23 protein-coding genes and 1 pseudogene are annotated in these 24,082 nt (G+C 70.5%); 20 read left to right on the forward strand and 4 right to left on the reverse strand.

The window, feature by feature from the left end:
• Window positions 1-16 precede the first annotated feature (16 nt).
• The 7 genes and pseudogenes from murJ to ACIBST_RS32355 all read left to right on the forward strand — a co-directional run bounded on the left by murJ (window position 17) and on the right by ACIBST_RS32355 (window position 7,134).
• Entirely contained in the window at window positions 17-1,609 is a 1,593-nt protein-coding gene (gene murJ, locus ACIBST_RS32325) for a murein biosynthesis integral membrane protein MurJ (RefSeq protein ID WP_397177175.1), read from the forward strand.
• Between the two features lie 1,134 nt (window positions 1,610-2,743).
• Window positions 2,744-2,920 (forward strand): annotated as a pseudogene (locus tag ACIBST_RS32330) (glycosyltransferase family 1 protein); the annotation flags it as partial.
• A gap of 411 nt (window positions 2,921-3,331) precedes the next feature.
• Window positions 3,332-4,099 (forward strand): glycosyltransferase family 4 protein, encoded by a 768-nt coding sequence (locus ACIBST_RS32335; protein WP_397177559.1) that lies wholly within the window; start codon window positions 3,332-3,334, stop codon window positions 4,097-4,099.
• A gap of 176 nt (window positions 4,100-4,275) precedes the next feature.
• Window positions 4,276-5,259: a TerC family protein gene (locus tag ACIBST_RS32340; RefSeq protein ID WP_352364449.1), complete on the forward strand. Its 984-nt coding sequence runs from the start codon at window positions 4,276-4,278 to the stop codon at window positions 5,257-5,259.
• A gap of 108 nt (window positions 5,260-5,367) precedes the next feature.
• Window positions 5,368-6,009, forward strand: coding sequence for a phosphatidylserine decarboxylase (locus ACIBST_RS32345; RefSeq protein WP_352329585.1), 642 nt, complete (start codon window positions 5,368-5,370; stop codon window positions 6,007-6,009).
• Entirely contained in the window at window positions 5,996-6,823 is an 828-nt protein-coding gene (gene pssA, locus ACIBST_RS32350) for a CDP-diacylglycerol--serine O-phosphatidyltransferase (RefSeq protein ID WP_357983442.1), read from the forward strand. The genes ACIBST_RS32345 and pssA overlap by 14 nt, the downstream gene beginning before the upstream one ends.
• Window positions 6,824-6,858: 35 nt before the next feature.
• On the forward strand, window positions 6,859-7,134 hold the full coding sequence (locus tag ACIBST_RS32355) for a hypothetical protein (RefSeq protein WP_364340010.1): 276 nt from the start codon (window positions 6,859-6,861) through the stop codon (window positions 7,132-7,134).
• 1 nt (window position 7,135) lies between these two features.
• Here ACIBST_RS32355 and ACIBST_RS32360 read toward each other — a convergent pair whose 3' ends face one another.
• Window positions 7,136-7,792: an MBL fold metallo-hydrolase gene (locus tag ACIBST_RS32360; RefSeq protein ID WP_397177176.1), complete on the reverse strand. Its 657-nt coding sequence runs from the start codon at window positions 7,790-7,792 to the stop codon at window positions 7,136-7,138.
• The gene (locus ACIBST_RS32365; RefSeq protein WP_397177178.1) at window positions 7,789-8,580 is read right to left on the reverse strand and encodes a maleylpyruvate isomerase family mycothiol-dependent enzyme; all 792 of its coding nucleotides are present in this window, start codon (window positions 8,578-8,580) and stop codon (window positions 7,789-7,791) included. The genes ACIBST_RS32360 and ACIBST_RS32365 overlap by 4 nt, the downstream gene beginning before the upstream one ends.
• Window positions 8,581-8,796: 216 nt before the next feature.
• Here ACIBST_RS32365 and uvrA point away from each other — a divergent pair, with 216 nt between their 5' ends.
• Window positions 8,797-11,637 carry an excinuclease ABC subunit UvrA gene (uvrA, locus tag ACIBST_RS32370; RefSeq protein WP_352323036.1) on the forward strand — a complete coding sequence of 947 codons (2,841 nt, stop codon included), beginning with the start codon at window positions 8,797-8,799 and terminating at the stop codon, window positions 11,635-11,637.
• A 106-nt stretch (window positions 11,638-11,743) separates the two neighbouring features.
• Here the strand turns inward: uvrA and ACIBST_RS32375 are convergent, their stop codons facing one another.
• On the reverse strand, window positions 11,744-12,490 hold the full coding sequence (locus ACIBST_RS32375; protein WP_397177180.1) for a DUF2306 domain-containing protein: 747 nt from the start codon (window positions 12,488-12,490) through the stop codon (window positions 11,744-11,746).
• Between the two features lie 231 nt (window positions 12,491-12,721).
• Between ACIBST_RS32375 and ACIBST_RS32380 the strand changes: the two genes are divergently transcribed.
• The 7 genes from ACIBST_RS32380 (at window position 12,722) to whiA (ending at window position 19,229) form a co-directional block, all read left to right on the forward strand.
• The gene (locus tag ACIBST_RS32380) at window positions 12,722-13,138 is read left to right on the forward strand and encodes a Rieske (2Fe-2S) protein (protein WP_397177181.1); all 417 of its coding nucleotides are present in this window, start codon (window positions 12,722-12,724) and stop codon (window positions 13,136-13,138) included.
• A gap of 117 nt (window positions 13,139-13,255) precedes the next feature.
• A complete protein-coding gene (locus tag ACIBST_RS32385) occupies window positions 13,256-13,723 on the forward strand; it encodes a Rieske (2Fe-2S) protein (RefSeq protein WP_397177183.1) in 468 nt (155 codons plus the stop codon).
• Between the two features lie 76 nt (window positions 13,724-13,799).
• On the forward strand, window positions 13,800-14,252 hold the full coding sequence (locus ACIBST_RS32390) for a Rieske (2Fe-2S) protein (protein WP_397177184.1): 453 nt from the start codon (window positions 13,800-13,802) through the stop codon (window positions 14,250-14,252).
• Window positions 14,253-14,392: 140 nt separating this feature from the next.
• A complete protein-coding gene (uvrC, locus tag ACIBST_RS32395) occupies window positions 14,393-16,297 on the forward strand; it encodes an excinuclease ABC subunit UvrC (RefSeq protein ID WP_397177560.1) in 1,905 nt (634 codons plus the stop codon).
• 44 nt (window positions 16,298-16,341) lie between these two features.
• Window positions 16,342-17,208 carry an RNase adapter RapZ gene (gene rapZ / locus ACIBST_RS32400; protein ID WP_357705735.1) on the forward strand — a complete coding sequence of 289 codons (867 nt, stop codon included), beginning with the start codon at window positions 16,342-16,344 and terminating at the stop codon, window positions 17,206-17,208.
• Window positions 17,209-17,219: 11 nt separating this feature from the next.
• Window positions 17,220-18,176 (forward strand): uridine diphosphate-N-acetylglucosamine-binding protein YvcK, encoded by a 957-nt coding sequence (yvcK, locus tag ACIBST_RS32405; protein ID WP_387680348.1) that lies wholly within the window; start codon window positions 17,220-17,222, stop codon window positions 18,174-18,176.
• Between the two features lie 72 nt (window positions 18,177-18,248).
• Entirely contained in the window at window positions 18,249-19,229 is a 981-nt protein-coding gene (whiA, locus tag ACIBST_RS32410) for a DNA-binding protein WhiA (RefSeq protein ID WP_138714326.1), read from the forward strand.
• A gap of 187 nt (window positions 19,230-19,416) precedes the next feature.
• Here the strand turns inward: whiA and ACIBST_RS32415 are convergent, their stop codons facing one another.
• The gene (locus ACIBST_RS32415) at window positions 19,417-20,127 is read right to left on the reverse strand and encodes a hypothetical protein (protein ID WP_397177186.1); all 711 of its coding nucleotides are present in this window, start codon (window positions 20,125-20,127) and stop codon (window positions 19,417-19,419) included.
• Window positions 20,128-20,309: 182 nt separating this feature from the next.
• Here ACIBST_RS32415 and gap point away from each other — a divergent pair, with 182 nt between their 5' ends.
• The 5 genes from gap to ACIBST_RS32440 all read left to right on the forward strand — a co-directional run bounded on the left by gap (window position 20,310) and on the right by ACIBST_RS32440 (window position 24,075).
• A complete protein-coding gene (gene gap / locus ACIBST_RS32420) occupies window positions 20,310-21,314 on the forward strand; it encodes a type I glyceraldehyde-3-phosphate dehydrogenase (RefSeq protein WP_397177188.1) in 1,005 nt (334 codons plus the stop codon).
• A gap of 37 nt (window positions 21,315-21,351) precedes the next feature.
• Window positions 21,352-22,539: a phosphoglycerate kinase gene (locus ACIBST_RS32425; protein ID WP_397177189.1), complete on the forward strand. Its 1,188-nt coding sequence runs from the start codon at window positions 21,352-21,354 to the stop codon at window positions 22,537-22,539.
• A gap of 1 nt (window position 22,540) precedes the next feature.
• Window positions 22,541-23,326 carry a triose-phosphate isomerase gene (gene tpiA / locus ACIBST_RS32430; protein ID WP_397177191.1) on the forward strand — a complete coding sequence of 262 codons (786 nt, stop codon included), beginning with the start codon at window positions 22,541-22,543 and terminating at the stop codon, window positions 23,324-23,326.
• Window positions 23,327-23,425: 99 nt separating this feature from the next.
• Window positions 23,426-23,656: a preprotein translocase subunit SecG gene (secG, locus tag ACIBST_RS32435; RefSeq protein WP_090942947.1), complete on the forward strand. Its 231-nt coding sequence runs from the start codon at window positions 23,426-23,428 to the stop codon at window positions 23,654-23,656.
• 74 nt (window positions 23,657-23,730) lie between these two features.
• Window positions 23,731-24,075: an RNA polymerase-binding protein RbpA gene (locus tag ACIBST_RS32440; RefSeq protein ID WP_082310244.1), complete on the forward strand. Its 345-nt coding sequence runs from the start codon at window positions 23,731-23,733 to the stop codon at window positions 24,073-24,075.
• Window positions 24,076-24,082 lie beyond the last annotated feature (7 nt).

Raw genomic sequence — 24,082 nt, forward strand, 5'->3', positions numbered from 1 at the left:
GGGCGGGGGAGGCCGGGTGCGGAGCGTGACGGCGCGGGGCGTGGCGGGTGGCGCCCTGCTCATCGGGGCGATCACGGTGCTGGCCCGGATCGCCGGCTTCGCCAAGCAGTACGCCTTCGCCCAGACCGTCGGCACCAACTGCCTGTCCACCGCCTACATGACGGCCAACCAGATCCCCAACATCGTCTTCGAGGTCGTCGTCGGAGGCGCGCTGGCGGGCATGGTGGTGCCGGTGCTGGCCGGGTCCGCCGCCTCGCGCGAGCGCACCGGGCACATCAGCTCGGCGTTGCTGACGTGGGTCGTCGTGGTCCTGGTGCCGCTGGGGGCGCTCACGGCGATCTTCGCCCGTCCGGTCATCGGCCTGTTCCTCGGCGAGGCCGTCAACGGGTGCGACACGACCCAGCTCGTCGCCCTCGCCACCCGGATGCTGGTCGTCTTCGCCCCCCAGATCCCGCTGTACGGCGTGGCCGTCGTGCTCTACGGCGTGCTGCAGTCGCACAACCGCTTCGCCGGGCCCGCGGTCGCGCCGCTGGTGTCCAGCATCGTGGTCATCGTGGCGTACCTGCTGTTCGTGCCGCTCAGCTCGGCGACCGTCGACCCGGCTCACCTGCCCGGGCCGGCCGAGCTGGCCCTGTCGGTGGGCACCAGCCTGGGCGTGCTCTCGCTCGTACTGACCGTGGTCGGGCCCGTGTCGCGGCTGGGGCTGCGGTGGCGGCCCACCTTACGCTTCCCCGACGGCGTGGCCGGGCAGGTGCGCAGGCTCGCCCTGGCCGGGATCGCGGCGCTGCTCGCCCAGCAGGCCGCCATGATCGTCGTCGTGCTGCTGTCGAACAAGGCGATCGGCAACGGGGCCCTCACCGTCTACAACTACGCGTGGGCGATCTATCTGGTGCCGTACGCGGTGCTGGCCGTACCGATCGCCACCAGTGCGTTCCCCCGGCTGTCGGCGCAGTCGGGCGACGCGGTCGCGTTCTCGGCGCTGGCGGCGCGGACCACGCGGGCCGTGGTGCTGGTCACGGGGCTGGCGGCCGGGGTGCTGGCCGCCGCGTCGGGGCCCGGCGCGGTGGTGTTCCTGGGAGGCAGGAGCGAGGTGCCGCCACCGCAGCTCGCGCTGGCGATCGCACTGTTCGCGCCAGGCATCGTCGGCTACGGGCTCATCGCCCACCTGAGCCGGGTGCTCTACGCGGCCGGGCTCGGACGCGCGGCTGCCACCGGGACGGTGGCGGGGTGGCTGGTCGTCATCGTCGCGCAGACCGTGCTGGTGCTGCTGCTGCCCGCCGGGTGGAAGATCGGCGGGATGGCACTGGGGATGAGCGTCGGCATGACCGCCGGTGGGGTGGTGCTGCTCGCGGCCGTGGTGCGGTCGCGCGGGATCGGTGCCGCGGCGGGGCTGCCGCGGGCTGCGGGGGCGGCGGTCGCCGGTGGTGTGCTGGGGTACCTGGCGGGGGCTGGGGCGGTGAGGTTGCTCGGGGTCTCGGGCATCTGGCCGAACGTGGGTGCGGTGGTGCTGGCGGCGGTGGTGGCCGGGGTGGTCGGGGTTGCCGTCGTGGCGGTGGCGGACCGGCCGGATGCCAGGGTGGTGGCCGGGTTGCTCCGCCGGGGCGGCTGATCCACTGCCACCGATCGTCTGCCTGGTGTCGCAGGCAGGTGGGCGGCAGGTGCGCTCCTGCGGTTCCGGTCGCGCACGGCTTCTGGGACGCGGACGGCTGGTGGCCCACGCTCCTGACGCTCGGACGACTGGTCCCCTGCGGCTTTCGGGCGCCGTACGGCTGGGTCGCGCATGGTTTTGGGGTTCGGGCGGTTGGCCCGCGCGGCTTCGGGGCTTGCGCGGCGGGTCTCGCGCGGATTCTGGGCGCCGTACGGCTGGGCGCGGACGGCTTTGGGCTTTGGACGGCTGGTCCCATGCGGCTTTGGGGCTCGCGCAACTGGGGCCCACGCGCTTTGGGTGCCGTACAGGTGGGTCGCGCATGGCTTCGGGGGTTCGGAGGCTGGTCCCCTGCGGCTTCTGGAGCTCGCGCACTGGGTTCCGCGCGGCTATTAGGGCTGGCACGACTCGGGGTGCGGTCCATAGTGGCGCGCGGCTCTTGGATTGGTGCGGCTTCTGGTCTTTCGCGGTGTGTGGTCTGCCGTTGGTGCTTGGTTTGTGAGGGGTCTTCTGTGTGGGGCAGGGCGTCCTCGAAGGCTTGCCCTCCCGGGGCTGGGCCAGTGGTAGGTGGCGGGCCATGCAGGGCCAGGAAGCCATCTAGGGGGGTGGCCTCTGGGAGGTTCCTGGTTTTGGAAGGGGGCAGGGCAGCGGGCGCAGGGTTCCCGTAGTGCTTGGCTCCAGGCACCTACAGAGCCGGTCGGATTGTGAAGGTGACCACATTCTGGGGTGCTTCCTCCGTGAGGCTCAGAGGCTATCGAGCTGCCCGGCATCAAGACGGTGTTATGAGGCTCGGAATCTTGGGCCCCTTGGTCTCGGGCACAGGGTCTGCAGGGTTGGTGGTCATGGCGTTCGGGCCGAGGCGTGGTGGCCGGGGGCGGGGGTCCGTGGGCGTCAGGTGCCTGTGGGGACGGTGCTGAGTGTCGGTGCGTTGTGCGGGTGAGAGCGGGAAGCTGCGGCGTGGTTCGGGTTACGGTTTCAGCTTTGAGGTGTGGCTGCGGTTTCGGCGAGGGCCTAGGAGGGGTCGTGCGGGTGGCTTTTGTGATGGGGACCACGTCGGGTGGGACCGGGCGGCATGTACGGATGCTCGTCGAAGGGCTGATGCAGCGCGGCCACCAGGTGGCGGTGGTGGGGCCGGGGAGTGTCGAGGAGGCGTTCTCCTTCCGGGCGGCGGGAGCCGCGTTCGCCGAGGTGCCCGTGTCCGACCGGCCGCATCCGCTGAACGACCTGCGCGCGGTGCTCGCGATCCGGCGGCTGACGCGTGACGCCGACGTCGTGCACGCCCATGGCCTGCGAGCGGGGGCGTTGGCGAGCCTGGCACTGAGGGCGTTCAGGACTCAGGGGACAAAAGACCGGGTGGCCCCGGTTGAAGACGCCGGGCGTCGGGATGCGCGAGGCCGGGGGACCTCGGTTCAGGACGTCGAGAGGCGAGAGACGCGAGGCGGGGAGGCCTCGGTTCAGGGTGTCGGGCGTCGGGAGGCGGGAGGCGGGGGAGCCTCGGTTCAGGGCGTCGGGGGGCAGGTGGCGGGAGGCCAGGGGGCGCCGGTGCCAGACGTGGTGGGGTTGGAGGGGGCGGGCCAAGGGGGCTCGGGGCAAGAGTCTGGGGAACGCGAGGTCAGGGGGCAGGGGGGCTCAGGGGAAGGCGCAGGGGGGCGAAGAGGTGGTGGTCGGCTCGGGAAGGGGCCGGGGGTGGTGGTCACGTTGCACAATGCGCTCACTGCCGGTGGTTTCGTGGGGTTCGTCTACGGGGTGCTGGAGCGGATCGTGGCGCGGCGGGCCGACCGGGTGCTGGTCGTCTCGCCGGACCTGGCGGAGCGGATGACCGTCCTGGGAGCTCGGGAGGTGGCGGAGGCGGTGGTGCCCGCGCCTCCGCTCCGGCCCGCCCGGCGCAGGCCGGAGGAGGTGCGGGAGGAACTGGGGGCGGGGGATCGTCCCCTGGTGCTGACGATCGGCCGGCTCGCCCAGCAGAAGGGGCTCGACACCCTGCTGGACGTGGCGGCCGGGCCGTGGGAGTCGCCGGCGCCGCTGTTCGCCGTCGCGGGCGAGGGGCCGTTGCGGGCGGAACTGGAGGACCGGATCCGGTCCCGGAGCCTTCCCGTCCTGCTTCTCGGAGAGCGGGACGACGTCCCCGACCTGCTGGCGGCCGCGTCCGTCGTGGTCAACTGCAGTCGGTGGGAAGGGCTGCCGCTCAGCCTCAGCGAGGCGCTGATGGCGGGCAAGCCGGTCGTGGCCTCCGACGTCGGCGGGATCCCGTGGCTGGTCGGCGACGCGGGGATGCTGGTGCCGTACGGGGACGCCGAAGGGCTGCGCAGCGCGTTGCGCAAGGTCCTGGGCGAGCCGGGGGTGGCACGGACGCTGGCCGAGGCGGCGGCCCGGCGCGGACGGGAGTTGCCGGACGGTGACGATGCCGTGGAGAGCGTCCTCGGGGTGTACGAGGGGGCAAGATCGAATGGATGATGAGATCGGAGTGTCGGCGTATACTGCGTGGGTTAGGGAGGGGAGTATCCCTTCGCGACAGCCTCGTCATCACGGTGCAGCCCCGCTCCACGGGGCCCCCGGGGCTGCCGGTCCGCGTTGTTCGCGGGCGGGAGAGACCTCCGGCAATGAGTCATGCATGCCGGAGGGTTTGAATCGTGACCGTACCCGTGTGGGCCTGGATCGCCGTCATCGGCGGTCTGCTGGTCGTCCTCGCCTTTGACCTCTGGATCGTCGACCGCGGTGAAGCCCGTGAGTTCTCCATGCGGCAGGCCGGATATTGGGTCACCTTCTACGTCGCCCTGGCCGCGTTGTTCGGTGTGGGGTTGTGGGCCACCTTCGGGGCCGACAAGGCGGGGGAGTTCTTCGCCGGTTACATCACTGAATACAGCTTGAGCGTCGACAACCTGTTCATCTTCTTCATCATCATGAGCAGGTTCGCGGTGCCGCGGCCCTACCAGCACAAGGTGCTGCTCGTCGGCATCGTGCTCGCGCTGGTCATGCGCGGCATCTTCATCGCGCTCGGCGCCGCCGCTCTGGAGCGGTTCAGCTGGCTCTTCTACGTCTTCGGCGCCTTCCTCGTCTACACCGCCGTCAACCTGATCCGGCAGCACCTCAAGGGCGAGGAAGACGAGTTCAACGAGAACATCCTGCTCAGGTGGGTGCGCCGGGCGTTCCCGACCACCGAGGGGTACGTCGGCTCGAAGGTCAGCGTCAAGATCGACGGCCGCCGCATGGTGACCCCCATGCTCATCGTGATGGTCGCCATCGGAACCACCGACCTGCTGTTCGCCCTCGACTCGATTCCGGCCATCTTCGGGCTCACCAAAGACCCCTACGTCGTCTTCACGGCCAACGCGTTTGCCCTGATGGGGCTGCGTCAGCTTTACTTCCTGCTGGGCGGGTTGCTGCAGCGACTCGTCTACATCAGCTATGGTTTGGCGTTCATCCTCGGGTTCATCGGGGTTAAGCTGATAATGGAGGCGTTGCATGCCAGCGGCGTCTCCTGGGCACCCGAAATTCCCATCTGGGTGTCGCTCACGGTCATCGGCTCCACCATGGCGATCACCACGGTTGCGAGCCTGATCAAAGCCCGCATGACGAGCGGCGAAGGCGAGCACACGCACCCGGAGCAGGTCTAGCGGAACGGCTATCGAGGCGCTTTGCTTGTGTAGTTGCGCCGTGTAATAGTTGCGAGTTCCGTAACAGCATGGCAAAGCGCCTAGTCCAGTCACCACCAAAGGTTGTACGTGTCAGACGATTCTGCTAAGTCGAGCCGCGTCCGGCTCGCGCGCGGGGTCTCCCCGTGGCTCCTCCCGACGGCGGCCGCGGCGGCCGCCACCGCGCTGCTGACGCGCCGAGACCGGCGCTGGGCCCTGGCTGCGGCCCCGCTGGGTGCGCTCACGGGCGGCATGCTCTGGTTCTTCCGCGACCCCGAGCGCACTCCTGGCGAGGGGCGCATCCTGTCGCCCGCCGACGGCGTGGTGCAGAGCATCGACCCCTGGCCGGACGGCCGCACCCGCGTCGCGATCTTCATGAGCCCCCTGAACGTGCACGTCAATCGTGCCCCTCTTGCGGGAAATGTCACGTCCGTGCAGCATGTCGCAGGTGGGTTCCTGCCGGCGTTCAACAAGGACAGTGACCAGAACGAGCGCGTGGTGTGGCATTTCGAGACCGCGCTGGGCGACATCGAGATGGTGCAGATCGCGGGCGCCGTGGCGCGCCGGATCGTGCCGTACCTGAGCGCCGGGGCCAAGGTGGCGCAGACCGAGCGCATCGGGCTCATCCGGTTCGGCTCGCGGGTCGACATCTACCTTCCCGAAGGCATCTCGCCCGCGGTCACCGTGGGGGAGAAGACGGTTGCGGGGGTGACCAGAATTGACCACGGCTGACGCCGGCAGCTGGCAGGCAGGCGAGGAAGAGCCCCGCGGTCCCGTGGGCAAGGCGTTCCGCCTGTCCGCCGCGGACTCGCTCTCGCTGGGCAACGCGGTCTGCGGATTCCTCGCCGTCTGCGTCCTGGCCTACTCGGCGATTCAGCAGCTCACGGTCGCCGACGGCAAGTTCACGCCCACGCCGAGCTACTTCGCCACGGCGATCGTCCTGCTGCTCATCGGCGCGACCTGCGACTTGTTCGACGGGCTCGTCGCGCGGCGCTTCCGCGCCTCGGCGATGGGCGCCGAACTGGACAACCTGGCCGACGTGATCAGCTTCGGGTTCGCGCCCGCGTTCATGGTCGTGATCTGGGGTGTCGGCGCGCCGCCTTCGGTGCCGTTCATCGCGGTGGTCACCGCCGCGGCGGCCGTGCTGGTCGCCGGTGTCGTACGCCTGGCGCGCTTCGCGTGCGTCAAGACCAAGAGCGGCGACTTCATGGGCCTGCCCATCCCCATGGGCGCCATGACCGTGATCTCCATCGTGCTGCTGTTCCAGCCCAGCATCTGGGCGCTGTTCGCGGTGCTCGGCGTGGCCTGGCTGATGGTCAGCCGGATCGAGTACCCCAAGCCGAAGGGTCAGCTCGCGGCGGTCGTCCTCGGGTGGATCATGGTGAACGTGGCCTTCCTCACGTTCTGGGTGGCCTGGCCGGAAGGCGGCGACCTGCCGATCAAGATCGGCGCGACCATGCAGATCGCGCTCGTCGCGGCGATCCCGCTGCGCATGTTGTTCTACAAGCGGGAGCTGCGCAAGGAAGCCGAGCGAATCGGCAACTAGGGGATTTTTCATCCATCTTCGGCTTTGATGGATTCATGTCGGCCATGCCGCGCGAGCACACGCGTACGTACTACCTCGGCAAGCTGGCCACCGAGCTGGAGCAGCGCGGGCTGACCGCCACCCTGCGGGCCAACCCGCCCGCGCTGCGGATCAGCGATCCCGACACCGCGCTGCTGGCCGAGACGATCGACTGCGTGCCACTGCCCGAAGGGTGGTTCTACCGCTGGTCGTGGGGCGAGCTCGTGGGCCTGGCCGACGATCCCGCCCTGGCGGCCGGGCGCATCGTGCGCGTGCTGGCCGCGGGCAGGTGAGCTACCAGCCTCTGGCCTTCCACTCCGGCAGCGACGGACGTTCGGCGCCGAGCGTCGTGTCCTTGCCGTGGCCGGGGTAGACCCAGGTGTCGTCGGGCAGGCGGTCGAAGACGCGCTCGGTCACGTCGGTGTAGAGCCGCTCGAAGCGCTCCGGGTCCCTGCCGGTGTTGCCCACCCCACCGGGGAACAGGGAGTCGCCGGTGAACAGGTGACGGCCGTCGGGGCCGCCGTCGTAGAGCAGCGCGATCGAGCCCGGGGTATGGCCGCGCAGGTGTATGACCTCCAGGCTGACCGGGCCCAGGGCGATCGTGTCGCCGTGGTCGACCGTGCGGCCGACGGGGACGGGCAGGCCGGGCGCGTCGAGCGGATGGGCGATCACCTCGGCGCCGGTGACCCTGGAGACCTGTTCGAGGGCCTGCCAGTGGTCGCCGTGCTGGTGGGTGGTGACGATCGCGCCGAGCGGCTGGTCGCCGACGAGCGCCAGTAGCCGGTCGGCGTCGGCCGCGGCGTCGATCAGCAGCTCGTCGCCGGTCTCGGTGGAGCGCAGCAGGTAGGCGTTGTTGTCGTGGGGGCCGACCGCCAGCTTGGAGATGGTCAGGGCGGGCAGCTCGCGCACGTCGGCGGGGCCGCCGACCCGGACGTCGCCGGTGTAGGTCATGGATAGTCCTTCGGGGGCGTCGCGGGCAGATCAGCGGGAGCCGGCATCGTCAGCCACGGCGGCGGCTCGGGAAGGAGCGCGCCATCGTCACCAGGCGGCGACGGCTGTCCCGCGGGCACCAGGGTAACGCCCTCGCCCTCCGACCTTCCCGTCAACCAGGCCAGCATGTCGGCCGGCCGGCCCTGGACCGCCGGGCCGTGGCCGAGGTTCTGCCACCTTTGCCCCGGCTTGCCGGTCAGGACGACCTCGCTCACCGTGCTGCGGCCGTACGGCCAGGATCGGCGGAGGTCGTGCAGTTCGCGGTGGACGAACGTCTGCGGCCAGTCGTGGGGGCCGTACCCGGCGGCGAGGTCCACGTGGTGCATGCCCACCTCACGCAGCCGGCGTACCAGGACGTACCAGGCCGGATGCGACGGCGGCCGCATGCCCCGTACGGACGCCTGCCACGCCTCGGCGGGCAGGTCGCGGATCGCGGCGGCCAGGCGGGCGGCGCTGCCGGCCAGGTCGGCCAGGTGGCGCGCGGCCGGACGGGCGGCGGCGGCCTCGATCTCGGCGGCCCTGGCCTCCACGGAGGGGTACTGCGGGGTCTCGACGCCCGTCCTCGCCCAGGCGAGCAGGCGGAGATGGGAGCGGGCGTTGCCGGCCAGGTGGGCGAGCACGTGCCCTCTGGTCCAGCCGGGCAGCAGGGACGGGGCCGCGACGTCGGCGTCGGACAGGGACGCGGCCGTGGCCAGCAGCCGGTCGGTCGCGGAGGCGAGTTCGGCCTGCACCGCGGGTAGAACAGTCATGTCCAGATATTTCATCACTTAGGTGTCCAAGGTCGGCTCGGGCATAAAGTGGCAGGTCAAGTGGTTGACTCTCAAAGGGCTCCTGCCGACGCGGGAGATGGCCGTAACCTGTGAAGGACGGATTTTCGGGGGCCGGGGATCGGCTCGCCGAAAATGTCGGTGCCCCCGTCTACCATCCCCCGTGGACCTATCCGCCTTTCGACCTCCGGGATCGCCGTGGCAGACCGCCTGATCGTGCGTGGTGCACGAGAACACAACCTCAAGGACGTCTCGCTTGACCTGCCGCGAGACTCGCTGATCGTCTTCACCGGCCTCTCCGGCTCCGGCAAGTCGAGCCTGGCCTTTGACACGATCTTCGCTGAGGGCCAGCGGCGCTACGTCGAGTCCTTGTCGGCCTACGCCCGCCAGTTCCTCGGCCAGATGGACAAACCCGACGTCGACTTCATCGAGGGCCTGTCGCCCGCGGTGTCCATCGACCAGAAGGCCACCAGCAAGAACCCCCGCTCGACCGTCGGCACCATCACCGAGGTCTACGACTACCTGCGCCTGCTGTGGGCGCGCATCGGCAAGCCCCACTGCCCGGCCTGCGGCCGTCCGATCGCCCGCCAGATGCCGCAGCAGATCGTCGACCGCGTGATGGACCTGGAGGAGGGCACCCGTTTCCAGGTGCTCGCCCCCGTCATCCGCGGCCGCAAGGGCGAATACGCCGAGCTGTTCCGCGAGCTGCAGACCAAGGGCTTCGCGCGGGCCAGGGTCGACGGCACGGTCGTGCGGCTGGAGGAGCCGCCGACGCTGAAGAAGTACGAGAAACACGACATCGAGGTCATCGTCGACCGCCTGTCGGTCAAGGAGTCCTCGCGCCGCCGGCTCACCGACTCCGTCGAGACCGCGCTGCAGCTGTCCGGCGGCACGATCACGCTGGAGTTCGTCGACCTGCCGGAAGACGACCCGGGCCGGGAGCGCTTCTACTCCGAGCACCTCTACTGCCCCTACGACGACCTGTCGTTCGAGGAGCTGGAGCCGCGCTCGTTCTCCTTCAACTCGCCCTTCGGCGCCTGCCCCGAGTGCACCGGCCTCGGCACCAAGATGGAGGTCGACCCCGACCTGGTGGTGCCCGACCCCGAGCGCACGCTCGGCGACGGCGCGCTGCACCCGTGGTCGGGCGGCCACACCAGCGAATACTTCGTCAGGCTGATCGAGGCGCTCGGCCACACGGTCGGGTTCACCCTCGACACGCCGTGGGAGCGGCTGCCCAAGAAGGCCCAGAAGTCGCTGCTGTACGGCCACGACGAGCAGGTGCACGTCCGCTACAGCAACCGCTACGGCCGCCAGCGCTCCTACTACACCACCTTCGACGGCGTCATCCCCTGGGTGCAGCGCCGGCACGCCGAGGCCGAGAGCGACGCCACGCGCGAGCGCTTCGAGGGCTACATGCGCGAGATCCCGTGCCCGGCCTGCAAGGGCGCCCGGCTCAAGCCGGTCACCCTCGCCGTCACGGTCGACGACAGGTCGATCGCCGAGGTCGCGGCCATGTCGATCGGCGAGTGCGCCAAGTTCCTGGCCGAGCTGAAGCTGTCCGACCGTGACATGCACATCGCCGAGCGGGTGGTCAAGGAGATCAACGCCCGCATGGGCTTCCTGCTCGACGTCGGCCTCGACTACCTCACCATGGACCGCGCCGCCGCCACCCTCGCCGGTGGCGAGGCCCAGCGCATCCGGCTGGCCACGCAGATCGGCTCCGGGCTGGTCGGCGTCCTCTACGTGCTGGACGAGCCGTCCATCGGCCTGCACCAGCGTGACAACATGCGCCTGCTCGACACGCTGATCAGGCTGCGCGACATGGGCAACACGCTGATCGTCGTCGAGCACGACGAGGACACCATCGCCGCCGCCGACTGGGTGGTCGACATCGGCCCCGGCGCCGGCGAGCACGGTGGCCAGGTCGTGGTGTCCGGCACCGTCCAGGAGCTCCTCGCCAGCGAGGAGTCCATGACCGGCCAGTACCTGTCGGGGCGCCGGAGCATCCCGATCCCGGCCAAGCGCCGCAAGCGCGACAAGAAGCGGCAGATCACGGTCAAGGGCGCACGCGAGCACAACCTCAAGGGCGTCGACATCGAGTTCCCGCTGGGCGTGTTCACGGCGGTGACCGGCGTGTCGGGTTCGGGCAAGTCGACGCTGGTCAACGACATCCTCTACAACGCGCTGGCCAAGGAGCTCAACGGCGCCCGCACGGTGCCGGGGCGGCACTCCCGCATCAACGGCATGGACCAGGTGGACAAGGTCGTGCACGTCGACCAGTCGCCGATCGGCCGTACGCCGCGCTCCAACCCGGCCACGTACACCGGGGTCTTCGACCACGTGCGCAAGCTGTTCGCCCAGACGGCCGAGGCCAAGGTGCGCGGCTACCAGCCCGGGCGGTTCAGCTTCAACGTCAAGGGCGGGCGCTGCGAGGCGTGCGCGGGTGACGGCACGATCAAGATCGAGATGAACTTCCTGCCGGACGTCTACGTCCCCTGTGAGGTCTGCCACGGCGCCCGGTACAACCGGGAGACGCTGGAGGTCCACTACAAGGGCAAGACGATCGCCGAGGTGCTCGACATGCCGATCGAGGAGGCGCTGGCCTTCTTCGACGCGATCCCGGCGATCAAGCGGCACCTGCAGACGCTCAACGACGTCGGCCTGGGCTACGTGCGGCTCGGGCAGCCGGCGACCACACTGTCCGGCGGCGAGGCGCAGCGCGTCAAGCTCGCCTCCGAGCTGCAGCGCCGCCAGACCGGCCGGACGATCTACGTGCTCGACGAGCCCACCACCGGCCTGCACTTCGAGGACATCCGCCGCTTGCTCGGCGTTCTCGGGCGGCTGGTCGACGGCGGGAACACGGTGATCGTCATCGAGCACAACCTCGACGTCATCAAGACCGCCGACTGGATCATCGACATGGGCCCCGAAGGCGGGTCCCGCGGCGGCACGCTCGTGGCCGCGGGCACGCCCGAAGAGGTGGCGCTGGTCAACGAGAGCCACACCGGGCGCTTCCTGCGCAAGATCCTTTCGCTCTGAGGCAGGGCACCGGCTCGGGCGCGGCCGCGTCTCACTGTGGGTCGGGTGCGGCTGGGTCTCGCTGTGGGTCGGGTGGTGGTTCGGGTGCGGCTGGGCCGCACCCGGGTCAGGTGGTGACTCGGGGGTCGGCGGGAGTCAGGGGGGTGGTTCGGGCGCGGCGGCGGCGCTTGGCGGCGTCGCCGCGCTCCAGCCACCACTCGGCGAACAGCAGCGGCAGCACCCAGCCCAGCCAGGCGCTCAGCGCGCCGACCGTGGCGGCCAGCAGCGCCTGGTCGCCGTGGAAGGTGGTGTCGAGCTGCGGTGACAGCGTGATGACGAACACCGCGCCCCACAGGCGGTTGGTGATGATCGACATCGTCAGGGCGAAGCTGCGGATCATCCACCTGCGGTGATCGACGAACCTGCGCTGCCTGGCCATCCGCCAGCCGGCCAGCGTGCAGCCCAGCCAGAGCAGCGCCAGCACCACCCCGCTGGCCCTGGTCACCGGGCCGAAGGGCGTGGCCAGGCTGACCACCAGGCCCAGCAGGCCGCCGGGCAGGCAGCCGCCGAAGACGTACACCCGGCCGATCATGCGGTGCGCCCGCGGATGGCGGGCGCGGAACCACGGCCAGACCTGCAGGCAGCACGAGATCATCGCGATCGAGCCGAAGATCACGTGCAGGGAGAGCACCGCGAAGTGCGGCGGGAAGAAGTCGGGCGCGGGCACCCGCGACCGGCTCGGGTCCAGCGACAGGTACGGCGGCAGCGAGAAGGCGACGAACGCGATCGCCAGCACCGCGAGCGGAGCGACCCACGGACGCCGCCACCAGCGCGGCCCGGACGTCGTGGGGATGGGAGTCTCGGTGAGTGTCATGAGCGACACGCTCGCGCCCGGCGCTGACCGCGGGCATACCGTCCGCTGACCGTGCGCGGACCGTGCGCCGACCGCTCGTTGCCGCGACGGTGACCGTATCGGTCACCCGATGGGCGGACCGAGGGGTGGGGCCAATAAAGTTGAAGCACGGGTAACGGCTTGACCTGCTGGGGGTCGGCGCAGACGCGAAGGGTCGGCTAATTCATGACGGTGACGAATCAGGGCGAAGCCATGCCCGAAACCGGCGGCGGCCTCGGGCGGCGCGAGATGCTCGGCGTGGCCGGGGTGGCCGCGTGCGGGCTGGCGCTGGCAGGGTGCGGAGCTGGGGACGCCAAGGCGCAACCGGCGTCGGGGATCAAGGGCAAGGTGCTGGCCAAGACGGCGGACGTGCCCGTCGGCGGCGGCACGATCGTGCAGGAGTGGCGGATCGTGGTCACGCAGCCCACGAAGGGCGTCTACAAGGCGTTCAGCGCGGTCTGCACGCACAAGGGATGCATGGTGGGCACGCCGAAGGACAACGTCATCACGTGTGCGTGCCACGGCAGCGAGTTCGCCGCCGACAGCGGCCAGGCCACCAAGGGGCCCGCGACCGCGCCGCTGACGGTCTACCACGTCAAGGTGGAGGGCGACGGCATCGTCGTGATTTGAGCGTGTGTTTGTTCTGGGTAATTGTGCGTGGTTTTCGGGATTGGGGGCGTGCAGGCTGAACCGGTGCGGGGCGCCGGCCGTACCTGCATGTGAGACCGAGACCTGGGAGGACGCACCATGACAGAAACGACGCGCCGGACGGTCATGCTCGGCGCCGGAGGCGCCGGGCTCGCGGCGGTTCTGACGGCGTGCGCGAGCTACGGTTCGCCGACGACGGCGGCGAACGAGGCGCCGGCCACCGACGACACGGCCGCCGGGGAGCCGTCGTCGGAGCCCAAGAAGAAGGCGAAGAAGAAGGCCAAGGCGCTGGCCGACACCGGCGACATCCAGGTGGGCGGCGGCGCGGTCTTCAAGGACCAGAAGGTCGTGGTGACGCAGCCGACCGAGGGGGAGTTCAAGGCGTTCACAGCGATCTGCACCCATGCGGGATGCACGGTCGCCAGCGTCTCGAACGGCACCATCAACTGCCCCTGCCACGGCAGCAAGTTCAAGATCGAGGACGGCTCGGTGGCCGACGGCCCCGCCGGCGCGCCGCTCGCCGAGAAGAAGATCACCGTGGACGGCGACAAGATCAGACTCGCCTAATCCCCGTCTCATGAATTTCTCACCTGCCTCCGGTTGGGTGGGACGCATGGGAGATGACCTTCGAAGCCGTCGGGCAGTGATAGCGGGCGTGGGCGCGGGCGGGCTGGCCCTGGCGATCAGCGCCTGCGGCGGAAACGCCGAGACCCCGGCGGCCACCGCCCCCGACGCGGGCGGCCAGTCGAGCGCCGCCCAGCCGGGCGCATCGCAGTCCGGCGCCCCGCAGTCGAACGCCCCGCAGGCCGGCGGCGCGCTGGCCAAGACCGCCGACATCCCCGTCGGCGGCGGCACGATCTTCAAGGACCAGAAGATCGTGGTGACGCAGCCGACGGCGGGCGAGTTCAAGGCGTTCAGCGCGATCTGCACGCACAAGGGCTGCCCCGTGGGCAGCGTCGCGGACGGCGCGATCGTGTGCCCGTGCCACGGCAGCAAGTTCGACATCGCCGACGGCTCGGTCACCGACGGGCCGGCCGACAAGCCGCTGGCCGCCCAGCAGATCAAGGTGGAGGGCGACCAGATCACCCTGGCCTGACCCGTGGAGTGACCCCGGGCCTGGCCCATGGCCCGGCCCGGAACGTGGTCGGTCCCGTAGTGCCGTCCGATGGCTCGGCGGGTCACCTTGTCGGTGGCGCCTACTAGTCTTTGACCGTGGCGAGAGCAGCGGGCAGCCCCTTGAGTTTCCGGCCCAGACCAGGTTCGATCCCCGAGTCCCCGGGGGTCTACCGGTTCAGGGACGCGCACGGCCGGGTGATCTACGTCGGCAAGGCCAAGAGCCTGCGGCAGCGGCTCAACTCCTACTTCGCCGACTTCTCCGCGCTGCACCCGCGCACCCAGTCGATGCTCACCACGGCCGCCGACGTCGACTGGACCGTCGTCGGCACCGAGGTCGAGGCGTTGCAGCTCGAATACTCCTGGATCAAGGAGTTCGACCCGCGCTTCAACGTCAAGTACCGCGACGACAAGTCCTACCCCTACCTCGCGGTGACGATGGGGGAGGACTTCCCGCGCGTCCAGGTCCTGCGGGGCGCCAAGCGCAAGGGCACCCGCTACTTCGGGCCCTACTCGCACGCCTGGGCCATCCGCGAGACCGTCGACCTGCTGCTGCGCGTCTTCCCGGTGCGCACGTGCAGCGCCGGGGTGTTCAAGCGGGCCGGGCAGATCGGCCGTCCGTGCCTGCTGGGCTACATCGACAAGTGCTCGGCGCCGTGCGTGGGCCGGGTGACCCCGCAGGAGCACCGCGAGCTGGCCGAAGACTTCTGCGACTTCATGGCGGGCAACACCACCCGCTTCATCAAGCGCCTTGAGAAGGACATGCGCGAGGCCGCCGCCGAGCAGGAGTACGAGCGGGCGGCCCGGCTGCGCGACGACATCCAGGCGCTGCAGCGCGCGCTGGAGAAGCAGGCCGTGGTGCTCGGCGAGGCCACCGACGCCGACGTGATCGCGCTGGCCGAGGACCCGCTGGAGGCCGCCGTCCAGGTGTTCTACGTGCGCGGGGGCCGCATCCGCGGTCAGCGGGGCTGGGTGGTCGACAAGGTCGAGGAGACCTCGCCCGGCGAGCTGGTCGAGCAGTTCCTGCTGCAGATGTACGGCGAGGCCGGCCCCGAGTCGATGCCGCGCGAGGTGCTCGTGCCCGCCCTGCCGCCCGACGCCGAGGCGGTCGCCGAGCTGCTGACCGAGCAGCGCAGGGCCCGGGTCGAGGTGCGCGTCCCGCAGCGTGGCGACAAGAAGGCGCTGATGGAGACCGTCGAGCGCAACGCCAAGGAGTCCCTGGCCCAGCACAAGATCCGCCGCGCCGGCGACCTGACCACGCGCAGCAAGGCGCTGCAGGAGATCGCCGACGCGCTCGACCTCGACCAGGTCCCGCTGCGTGTCGAGTGCTACGACGTCTCCCATCTGCAGGGCGAGAACGTCGTGGCGTCCATGGTGGTCTTCGAGGACGGTCTGGCGCGCAAGAGCGAGTACCGGCGCTTCGCGATCAAGACCAAGGAGGGCGACGTCGCCTCGATCCACGAGGTGATCATGCGGCGGTTCCGGCGCTACCTGGAGGAACGTTCGGCCACCGGCGAACTGGCCGCCGAGGACGACGACGGCCACGGTCCCATCGACCCGGAGACCGGCAAGCCGCGCAAGTTCGCCTACCCGCCCAACCTGGTCGTCGTCGACGGCGCGGGCCCCCAGGCGGCCGCCGCGCAGCGGGCGCTCGACGAGCTGGGCATCGACGACGTCGCGGTGTGCGGCCTGGCCAAGCGGCTGGAGGAGGTGTGGCTGCCGGGCGACGACCAGCCAGTGATCATGCCTCGTTCAAGTGAGGGTCTCTACCTGCTGCAACGCGTCCGCGACGAAGCACACAGGTTCGCCATCACCTACCATCGTTCCAAGAGGTCCAAGTCAGTGAAGGAGAGCGCGCTCGACGGCGTGCCCGGCCTCGGGCCGGCGCGCAGGCAGGCGTTGCTCAAGCACTTCGGCTCCGTCAAGAAGCTACGCGAGGCCAGCGCGACCGAGATCTGCGAGGTTCCCGGCATCGGGCCGGCCCTCGCCGAGGTCATCGTGTCGACGCTGAAGGGAGATACATCGTGAACACCCGCGAGGGAGCGCAGGGTGTCGGCGAACGGAGTGAGGCCATGAGCACCGAGCCGGCGTTCGTCATCGTCACCGGCATGTCCGGGGCGGGGCGCAGCACGGCCGCCAAGGCGCTGGAAGACCTGGGCTGGTTCGTCATCGACAACCTGCCGCCGGGGCTGCTGTTCGCGATGGCGGAGGAGGCGGGCAAGGTCAAGCTGGCCGCCGACAAGGTGGCCGCGGTCGTCGACGTGCGCAGCCTGGCCTTCACCACCGACCTCAACGCGGCCATCGAGGAGCTGGAGGGCCGCGGCGTGCGCGTACGGGTCGTCTTCCTCGAGGCCAGCGACGAGGAGCTGGTGCGCAGGTTCGAGAACGTCCGCCGCCCCCACCCGCTGCAGGGCGAGGGCCGCCTGGTCGACGGCATCACCCGCGAGCGCGGCATCCTGCGCGAGGTGCGGGCCAACGCCGACCTGGTGATCGACACCTCGTCCCACAACGTCCACGACCTGCGCAACAAGATCGTCGCCTACTTCGGCGGCGAGGACCGTCCGGGGCTGCGGCTCAACGTCGTCTCGTTCGGGTTCAAGTACGGCCTGCCGGTCGACGCCGACCTCGTCGTCGACTGCCGGTTCCTGCCCAACCCCCACTGGGTGCCCGAGCTGCGGCCGATGAACGGCCTCGACGCGCCGGTCAGCGACTACGTGCTGGGCCAGCCGGGCGCCAAGGAGTTCCTCGACGCCTACGAGGAGGTCCTGCAGGTCGTCGCCACCGGCTACGCCCGCGAGGGCAAGAGCTACGCGACCCTGGCCGTGGGCTGCACGGGCGGCAAGCACCGCAGCGTGGCCATGGCCGAGCAGGTCGCCGCCCGCCTGCGCGACCGCGGCATGGAGGTCCAGGTCAGTCACCGGGATGTGGGGCGGGAGTGACCCATGAACGTATGGAGGCGGGGCTGCCCCATCCGCTGAACGGTCCCCGCGTGGTGGCCCTCGGCGGCGGCCACGGGCTCTACGCCTCGCTGTCGGCCTTACGGGTCGTGACCGACCGGCTGACCGCGGTGGTGACCGTGGCCGACGACGGCGGCTCCAGCGGCCGGCTGCGCCGCGAGCTCGGCGTGCTGCCGCCCGGCGACCTGCGCATGGCGCTGGCCGCGCTGTGCGGCGACGACGAGTGGGGCATCACCTGGAGCGAGGTCGTCCAGCACCGCTTCCGCAGCGAGGGCGAGCTCCACGGGCACGCCGTCGGCAACCTGCTGATCGTGGCGCTGTGGGAGCTGCTCGGCGACTCGGTGGCCGGCCTCGACTGGGTGGGCCGGCTGCTCGGCGCGCACGGCAGAGTGCTGCCGATGGCCTCGGTGCCGCTCGACATCGTGGCCGAGGTCGAGCTCGACGGCGTCACCTCGACCGTGCGCGGCCAGGTCGCCTGCGCGCTCACGCCGGGCCGGGTCCAGGCCATCTCCCTGGTGCCGGAAGACCCGCCGGCGCGTCCCGAGGCGGTCGCCGCGGTGCACGAGGCCGACTGGCTGGTGTTCGGGCCGGGCTCGTGGTTCACCAGCGTGCTGCCGCACCTGAAGGTCCCCGAGCTGGCCCGCGCGCTGCACGACAGCAGGGCCAAGCGGCTCGTCACCCTCAACCTGGCCCCCCAGCCGGGCGAGACCGACGACTTCTCCCCCCAGCAGCACCTGGAGGTGCTCCGCCAGCACGCCCCCGACCTGGCCTTCGACGTCGTGCTGGCCGACACCGGCGTGGTCGACGACCTCGACGCCCTGGACAAGGCCGCGGCGGCGCTCGGCGCCCGGCTCGTCCTGGCCGACGTGGCCGCGGCCGACGGCTCGCCCCGGCATGACCCACGACGTCTTGCCTCCGTCCTGGACGAGATTTTCCTCCAGAAGCGTTGATCCTGGTCGGCGTGGCGCGAAGGTGCGAGAGACTGGCGGGAGCCGGTCTGAATGGGGGAAGGACTAACGCTTATGGCGATGACAGGTGTGGTGAAGGACGAACTGAGCCGCCTGCCGGTGCTGAAACCGTGCTGCCGCAAGGCGGAGGTTTCCACGCTGCTGCGGTTCGCCAGCGGCCTGCACCTGGTGGGCGGCCGCATCGTGATCGAGGCCGAGCTCGACACCAACGCCACCGCGCGGCGGCTGATCAAGGACATCGGCGAGGTGTTCGGCCACAAGGCCGAGGTGCTCGTGCTCGCGCCGGCCGGGCTGCGCAAGGGCTCGCGCTACGTGGTGCGCGTCTACCGCGACGGTGAGGCGCTGGCCCGGCAGACGGGCCTGATCGACAACCACGGGCGCCCGGTGCGCGGCCTGCCCCGGCAGGTCGTGGCCGGCGCGGCCTGCGACGCCGAGGCGGCCTGGCGGGGCGCCTTCCTGGCGCACGGGTCGCTGACCGAGCCGGGGCGTTCGATGTCCCTGGAGGTCACCTGCCCGGGGCCGGAGGCCGCGCTCGCGTTGGTCGGCTCGGCCCGGCGGCTGAAGATCCACGCCAAGGCGCGGGAGGTGCGCGGCGTCGACCGCGTCGTGGTCCGCGACGGCGACGCGATCAGCGCGCTGCTCACCCGGCTCGGCGCGCACGACAGCGTGCTGGCCTGGGAGGAGCGCCGGATGCGCCGCGAGGTGCGGGCCACCGCCAACCGGCTGGCCAACTTCGACGACGCCAACCTGCGGCGTTCGGCGCGGGCGGCCGTCGCCGCGGGCGCGCGGGTGCAGCGCGCGCTGGAGATCCTCGGCGAGGAGGCGCCGGACCACCTGGTGGTGGCCGGGCGGCTGCGGGTGGAGCACAAGCAGGCGTCGCTGGAGGAGCTGGGCCAGATCGCCGACCCGCCGCTGACCAAGGACGCCATCGCCGGGCGCATCAGGCGGCTGCTGGCGATGGCCGACAAGCGCGCCTCCGACCTGGGCATCCCCAACACCGAGGCCAACCTCACCGTCGACATGCTGGCGCCGTAGCGGGCTGGCCGCCGTGCGGGCGCCGCGGCGCCGTTCCGGGAGACCCCCATCCCGTACGGCTCCGCGCGGTGGCCCGCACGCGCCGACGTCCCCGCGGGCCCGTCATGGCCGGTCGTGAGGGCTCACGGGCCGCTCGCCGTGACGAAGCGCGCCGTGGGCCGCCCGACGGCGACCGAGTGGGCCCGGGTCAATCCCTGGCGGGCTTGCGCGGCGTGAACAGGTCCGCGGGCGCGGCCTGCTGCCCGGGCGACTGCGCGAGCACCTGTGCGGCCGACTGCGTGGACGCCTGTGCGGCCGACTGGGTGGGCGGTTGCGCGGGCTCGAAGGGCGCCCGGTACTCCTGCCCGGCCTCCTCCGCCGCCTCCTGGGCGGCCAGGGCGGCCCGGTCGGCGCGGCGTACGCGCAAGACGCGCAGCGTGACCAGCAGGAGCGCCGCCACGGCGGCGACGGCGATGTACAGCCACATCTGCCACGTCTGCGCGAGCGGCTCGCGGTAGGCCGCCAGGGCGCGGGGAAGCCCGTCGCCGGCGTTGGCCGCCGTGATGTCGCCGAGCCGCGGGGAGAAGGGCGTGCCGGTCGCGGAGGTGCGCCGCGCGGCGCCGATCGTGATGGACACGCCCGAGATCTGGCCGCCGGCGACGGCCGCCGCCGCGTACAGGGCGGCCACCACCGGCAGCGCCCGGTTGCGCGGGCGGGCCGCGCCCACGGCCAGGGCGACCAGCAGCGCGATCAGGAGCGACAGCGTCACCGACAGGGCGTGGCCGTTACCCAGCGTGGCCACGGCCTTCGGCAGCCGGTCCTGGAACAGCACCGCGAGCCCCAGGGCCGCCGCGCAGACCAGCGCGGCGACCAGCCCCGCGATCAGTCCAGGAAGCAGGCCGGACCGCTTATGTGACATCTCAGCCCCCAGAGAATGCACGAATTTACTCCGACGAGTCGGGCACTTTACTCGAAGCTCGCAAATTGCGCCCCCTGAACGGGGATACGCAGGGCGGTACCTGCAGTGGTCTAAACCAATTTGGGTCCGATAGTGTTCGTGGTTGAGATTCAACCGCCATCTGTTCGAGGAGATCGGTTTCCGTGAGCATCCGCGTAGGCGTCAACGGCTTCGGCCGCATCGGTCGCAACTTCTGGCGCGCGGTCGCCGCCAGCGGCAAGGACATCGAGATCGTCGCGGTCAACGACCTGACCGACAACGCGACGCTCGCCCACCTGCTGAAGTACGACAGCATCCTGGGCCGTCTGCCGTACGAGGTGAAGGCCTCCAGCGACGAGATCACCGTCGACGGCAAGGCGATCAAGGCGTTCGCGGAGCGCGACCCGGCCAAGCTGCCCTGGGGCGACCTCGGCGTCGACGTCGTGGTGGAGTCCACTGGCCTGTTCACCGACGCCTCCAAGGCCAAGGTGCACGCCGACAACGGCGCCAAGAAGGTCATCATCTCCGCGCCGGCCAAGAACGAGGACGTCACCATCGTGATGGGCGTCAACGAGGACGTCTACGACCCGGCCAGCCACACGATCATCTCCAACGCGTCCTGCACCACCAACTGCCTGGCCCCGATGGCCAAGGTCATCCACGACACCTTCACCATCGAGAAGGGTCTGATGACCACCATCCACGCCTACACGCAGGACCAGAACCTGCAGGACGGCCCGCACAAGGACCTGCGCCGCGCCCGCGCCGCCGCCCTCAACGTGGTGCCCACCTCCACCGGCGCGGCCAAGGCCATCGGCCTGGTGCTGCCCGAGCTCAAGGGCAAGCTCGACGGCTTCGCCATGCGCGTGCCGATCCCCACCGGCTCGGCCACCGACCTCACCGTCGACGTCAGCCGCGAGGTCACCGCCGAGGAGGTCAACGCCGCGGTCAAGGCCGCCGCCGACGGCCCGCTCAAGGGCATCCTCAGCTACACCGAGGACGAGATCGTCTCCTCCGACATCGTCACCGACCCCCACTCCTGCATCTTCGACGCCGGCCTCACCAAGGTCATCGGCAACCAGGTCAAGGTCGTCGGCTGGTACGACAACGAGTGGGGCTACTCCAACCGCCTCGCCGACCTGATCGAGCTGGTCGGCCGCGGCCTGTGAGCGTGGTCGAGGCCGCTGCGGGAACAGGAGCATGAGCATGCGCACGCTCGACGATCTCGACGTCAAGGGGCGGCGCGTGCTCGTGCGCGCCGACCTCAACGTCCCGCTCGACGGGGACAAGATCACCGACGACGGCCGCATCCGGGCGTCGGTGCCGACGATCCAGGCGCTGGCCGGGCGCGGCGCCAAGGTCGTCGTCTGCGCCCATCTGGGCAGGCCCAAGGGCAAGGTCAACCCCGAGTACTCGCTCCGGCCGGTGGCCGCCCGCCTGGGCGAGCTGCTCGGCCAGGACGTCGCCTTCGCCACCGACGTGGTCGGCGACAGCGCGCGGCAGACGGTCGAGGCCCTCCAGGAGGGCCAGGTCGCCCTGCTGGAGAACCTGCGCTACGAGCCGGGCGAGGAGTCCAAGGACGACGCCGTCCGCGGCGCGTTCGCCGAGAAGCTGGCCGGCCTGGCCGAGCTCTACGTCGGCGACGGGTTCGGCGCGGTGCACCGCAAGCACGCCAGCGTCTACGACGTGCCCAAGCTGCTGCCGCACGCGGCCGGCGGGCTGGTCGTGGCCGAGGTCGAGGTGCTGCGCAGGCTGACCGAGGACACCGAGCGTCCCTACGTGGTCGTCCTGGGCGGGGCCAAGGTCTCCGACAAGCTGGGCGTCATCGCCAACCTCCTCACCAAGGTCGACCGGCTGCTGATCGGCGGCGGCATGGCCTACACCTTCCTCAAGGCCCAGGGCCACGAGGTGGGCCGCTCGCTGCTCCAGGAGGACCAGCTCGACCAGGTGCGCGGCTTCCTCGCCGAGGCCGGCAAGCGGGGCGTCGACCTCGTGCTGCCGGTCGACGTGGTGGCGGCCGTCACCTTCGCGGCCGACGCCGAGCACGAGGTGGTCGAGGCCACCGCGATCCCGGCCGACCGCGAGGGGCTCGACATCGGCCCCAAGACGCGCGAGCTGTTCGCGAGCAAGCTGGCCGACGCCAAGACCGTCTTCTGGAACGGGCCGATGGGCGTGTTCGAGTTCGACGCGTTCTCCGGCGGCACCAGGGCGGTGGCCGAGGCGCTCATCGGCTCCGACGCCTTCACGGTGGTCGGCGGCGGCGACTCCGCGGCGGCCGTGCGCAGGCTGGGCCTGCCCGAGGACGGTTTCTCGCACATCTCCACCGGCGGCGGGGCCAGCCTGGAATACCTTGAGGGCAAGACCCTTCCCGGACTCGCGGCTCTGGAGGACTGAGGTGGCCCAGCAGCGCAAGCCGCTCATCGCCGGCAACTGGAAGATGAACCTCAATCACCTTGAGGCCATCGCCCTGGTCCAGAAGCTGGCGTTCGCGCTCAGCGACAAGGACTTCGACAAGGCCGAGGTGGCCGTCCTGCCGCCCTTCACCGACCTGCGCAGCGTCCAGACGCTGGTCGACGGCGACAAGCTGCGCATCGTCTACGGGGCCCAGGACCTGTCCCAGTACGACGGCGGCGCCTACACCGGCGAGGTGTCGGGCGTCATGCTGGCCAAGCTGGGCTGCACGTACGTGGTCATCGGCCACTCCGAGCGCCGCCAGTACCACGGCGAGGACGACGACCTCGTCAACGCCAAGGTGCAGGCGGCCTACCGGCACTCGCTCACGCCCATCCTGTGCGTCGGCGAGGGCCTGGCCGTGCGCCAAGAGGGCGGCCACATCGCGCACAGTCTCGGTCAACTCGACGGCGCCCTGCGCAAAATCAGCGCCGAGCAGGCAAAATCGATAGTGGTGGCCTACGAGCCCGTGTGGGCGATCGGCACGGGCGAGGTGGCCACCCCGCAGGACGCCCAGGAGGTCTGCGGAGCGTTGCGGGTCAGACTCGCGGAGCTCTACGACCCCGAAGTGGCCTCCGCGGTCCGTATCCTTTACGGTGGCTCGGTCAAGTCCGGCAATATCGTGGGGATCATGGCTCAACCCGATGTCGACGGCGCGCTCGTGGGCGGTGCCAGCATCGATGCCGGGGAGTTCGCCAAGATCTGCCGATTCTCCGAATTGCCTGGCTAACTGAGTCGTTCTGAGGGTGCGACTTGACACCAGGCCGTACCCTCAAGAGGCAAGTTTGAATCGTCACGCGTAACAGAGCACTGAAGGAACAGGCATACCGTGGAAATCGGAATCTCCATCGCCCTCATCCTGGCGAGCGGTCTCATGATCCTGCTCGTCCTGCTCCACAAGGGCAAGGGTGGCGGCCTGTCTGACATGTTCGGCGGCGGTTTCTCGTCGAACTTCGGTGGTTCCTCGGTGGTGGAGCGCAACCTCGACCGGCTGACCGTCATCACGGGCACCGTCTGGTTCGTCTGCATCATCGCTCTCGGCCTGCTCATGCGGCCCTGAGACAACTGATTAACGCGTGACAGTGATTCTCCCCCCGTGTCACGACGCGGGGCGATCGAGCGAGGAGTTCATCCGTGGGTAGTGGCAACGCGATCCGTGGCAGCCGAGTCGGCGCCGGCCCTATGGGGGAGGCCGAGCGCGGCGAGGCAGCTCCGAGAGTGCGGGTCTCGTTCTGGTGCGCCAACATGCACGAGACGCGCCCCAGTTTCGCCAGCGACGCGGCGGTCCCCGAGATGTGGGATTGCCCACGTTGCGGCCTCCCAGCCGGACAGGACGAGGAGGCCCCGCCTGCCCCGCCCAAGAACGAGCCGTACAAGACGCACCTGGCCTACGTGAAGGAGCGCCGGAGCGACAAGGACGGCAAGGCGATCCTCGAGGAGGCACTGGAGCGCCTGCGCAACAACAAGTCCCCCTGGTAGGCGAGCC

This window comes from Nonomuraea sp. NPDC049684, from assembly GCF_044465345.1.
GTDB lineage: Bacteria > Actinomycetota > Actinomycetes > Streptosporangiales > Streptosporangiaceae > Nonomuraea.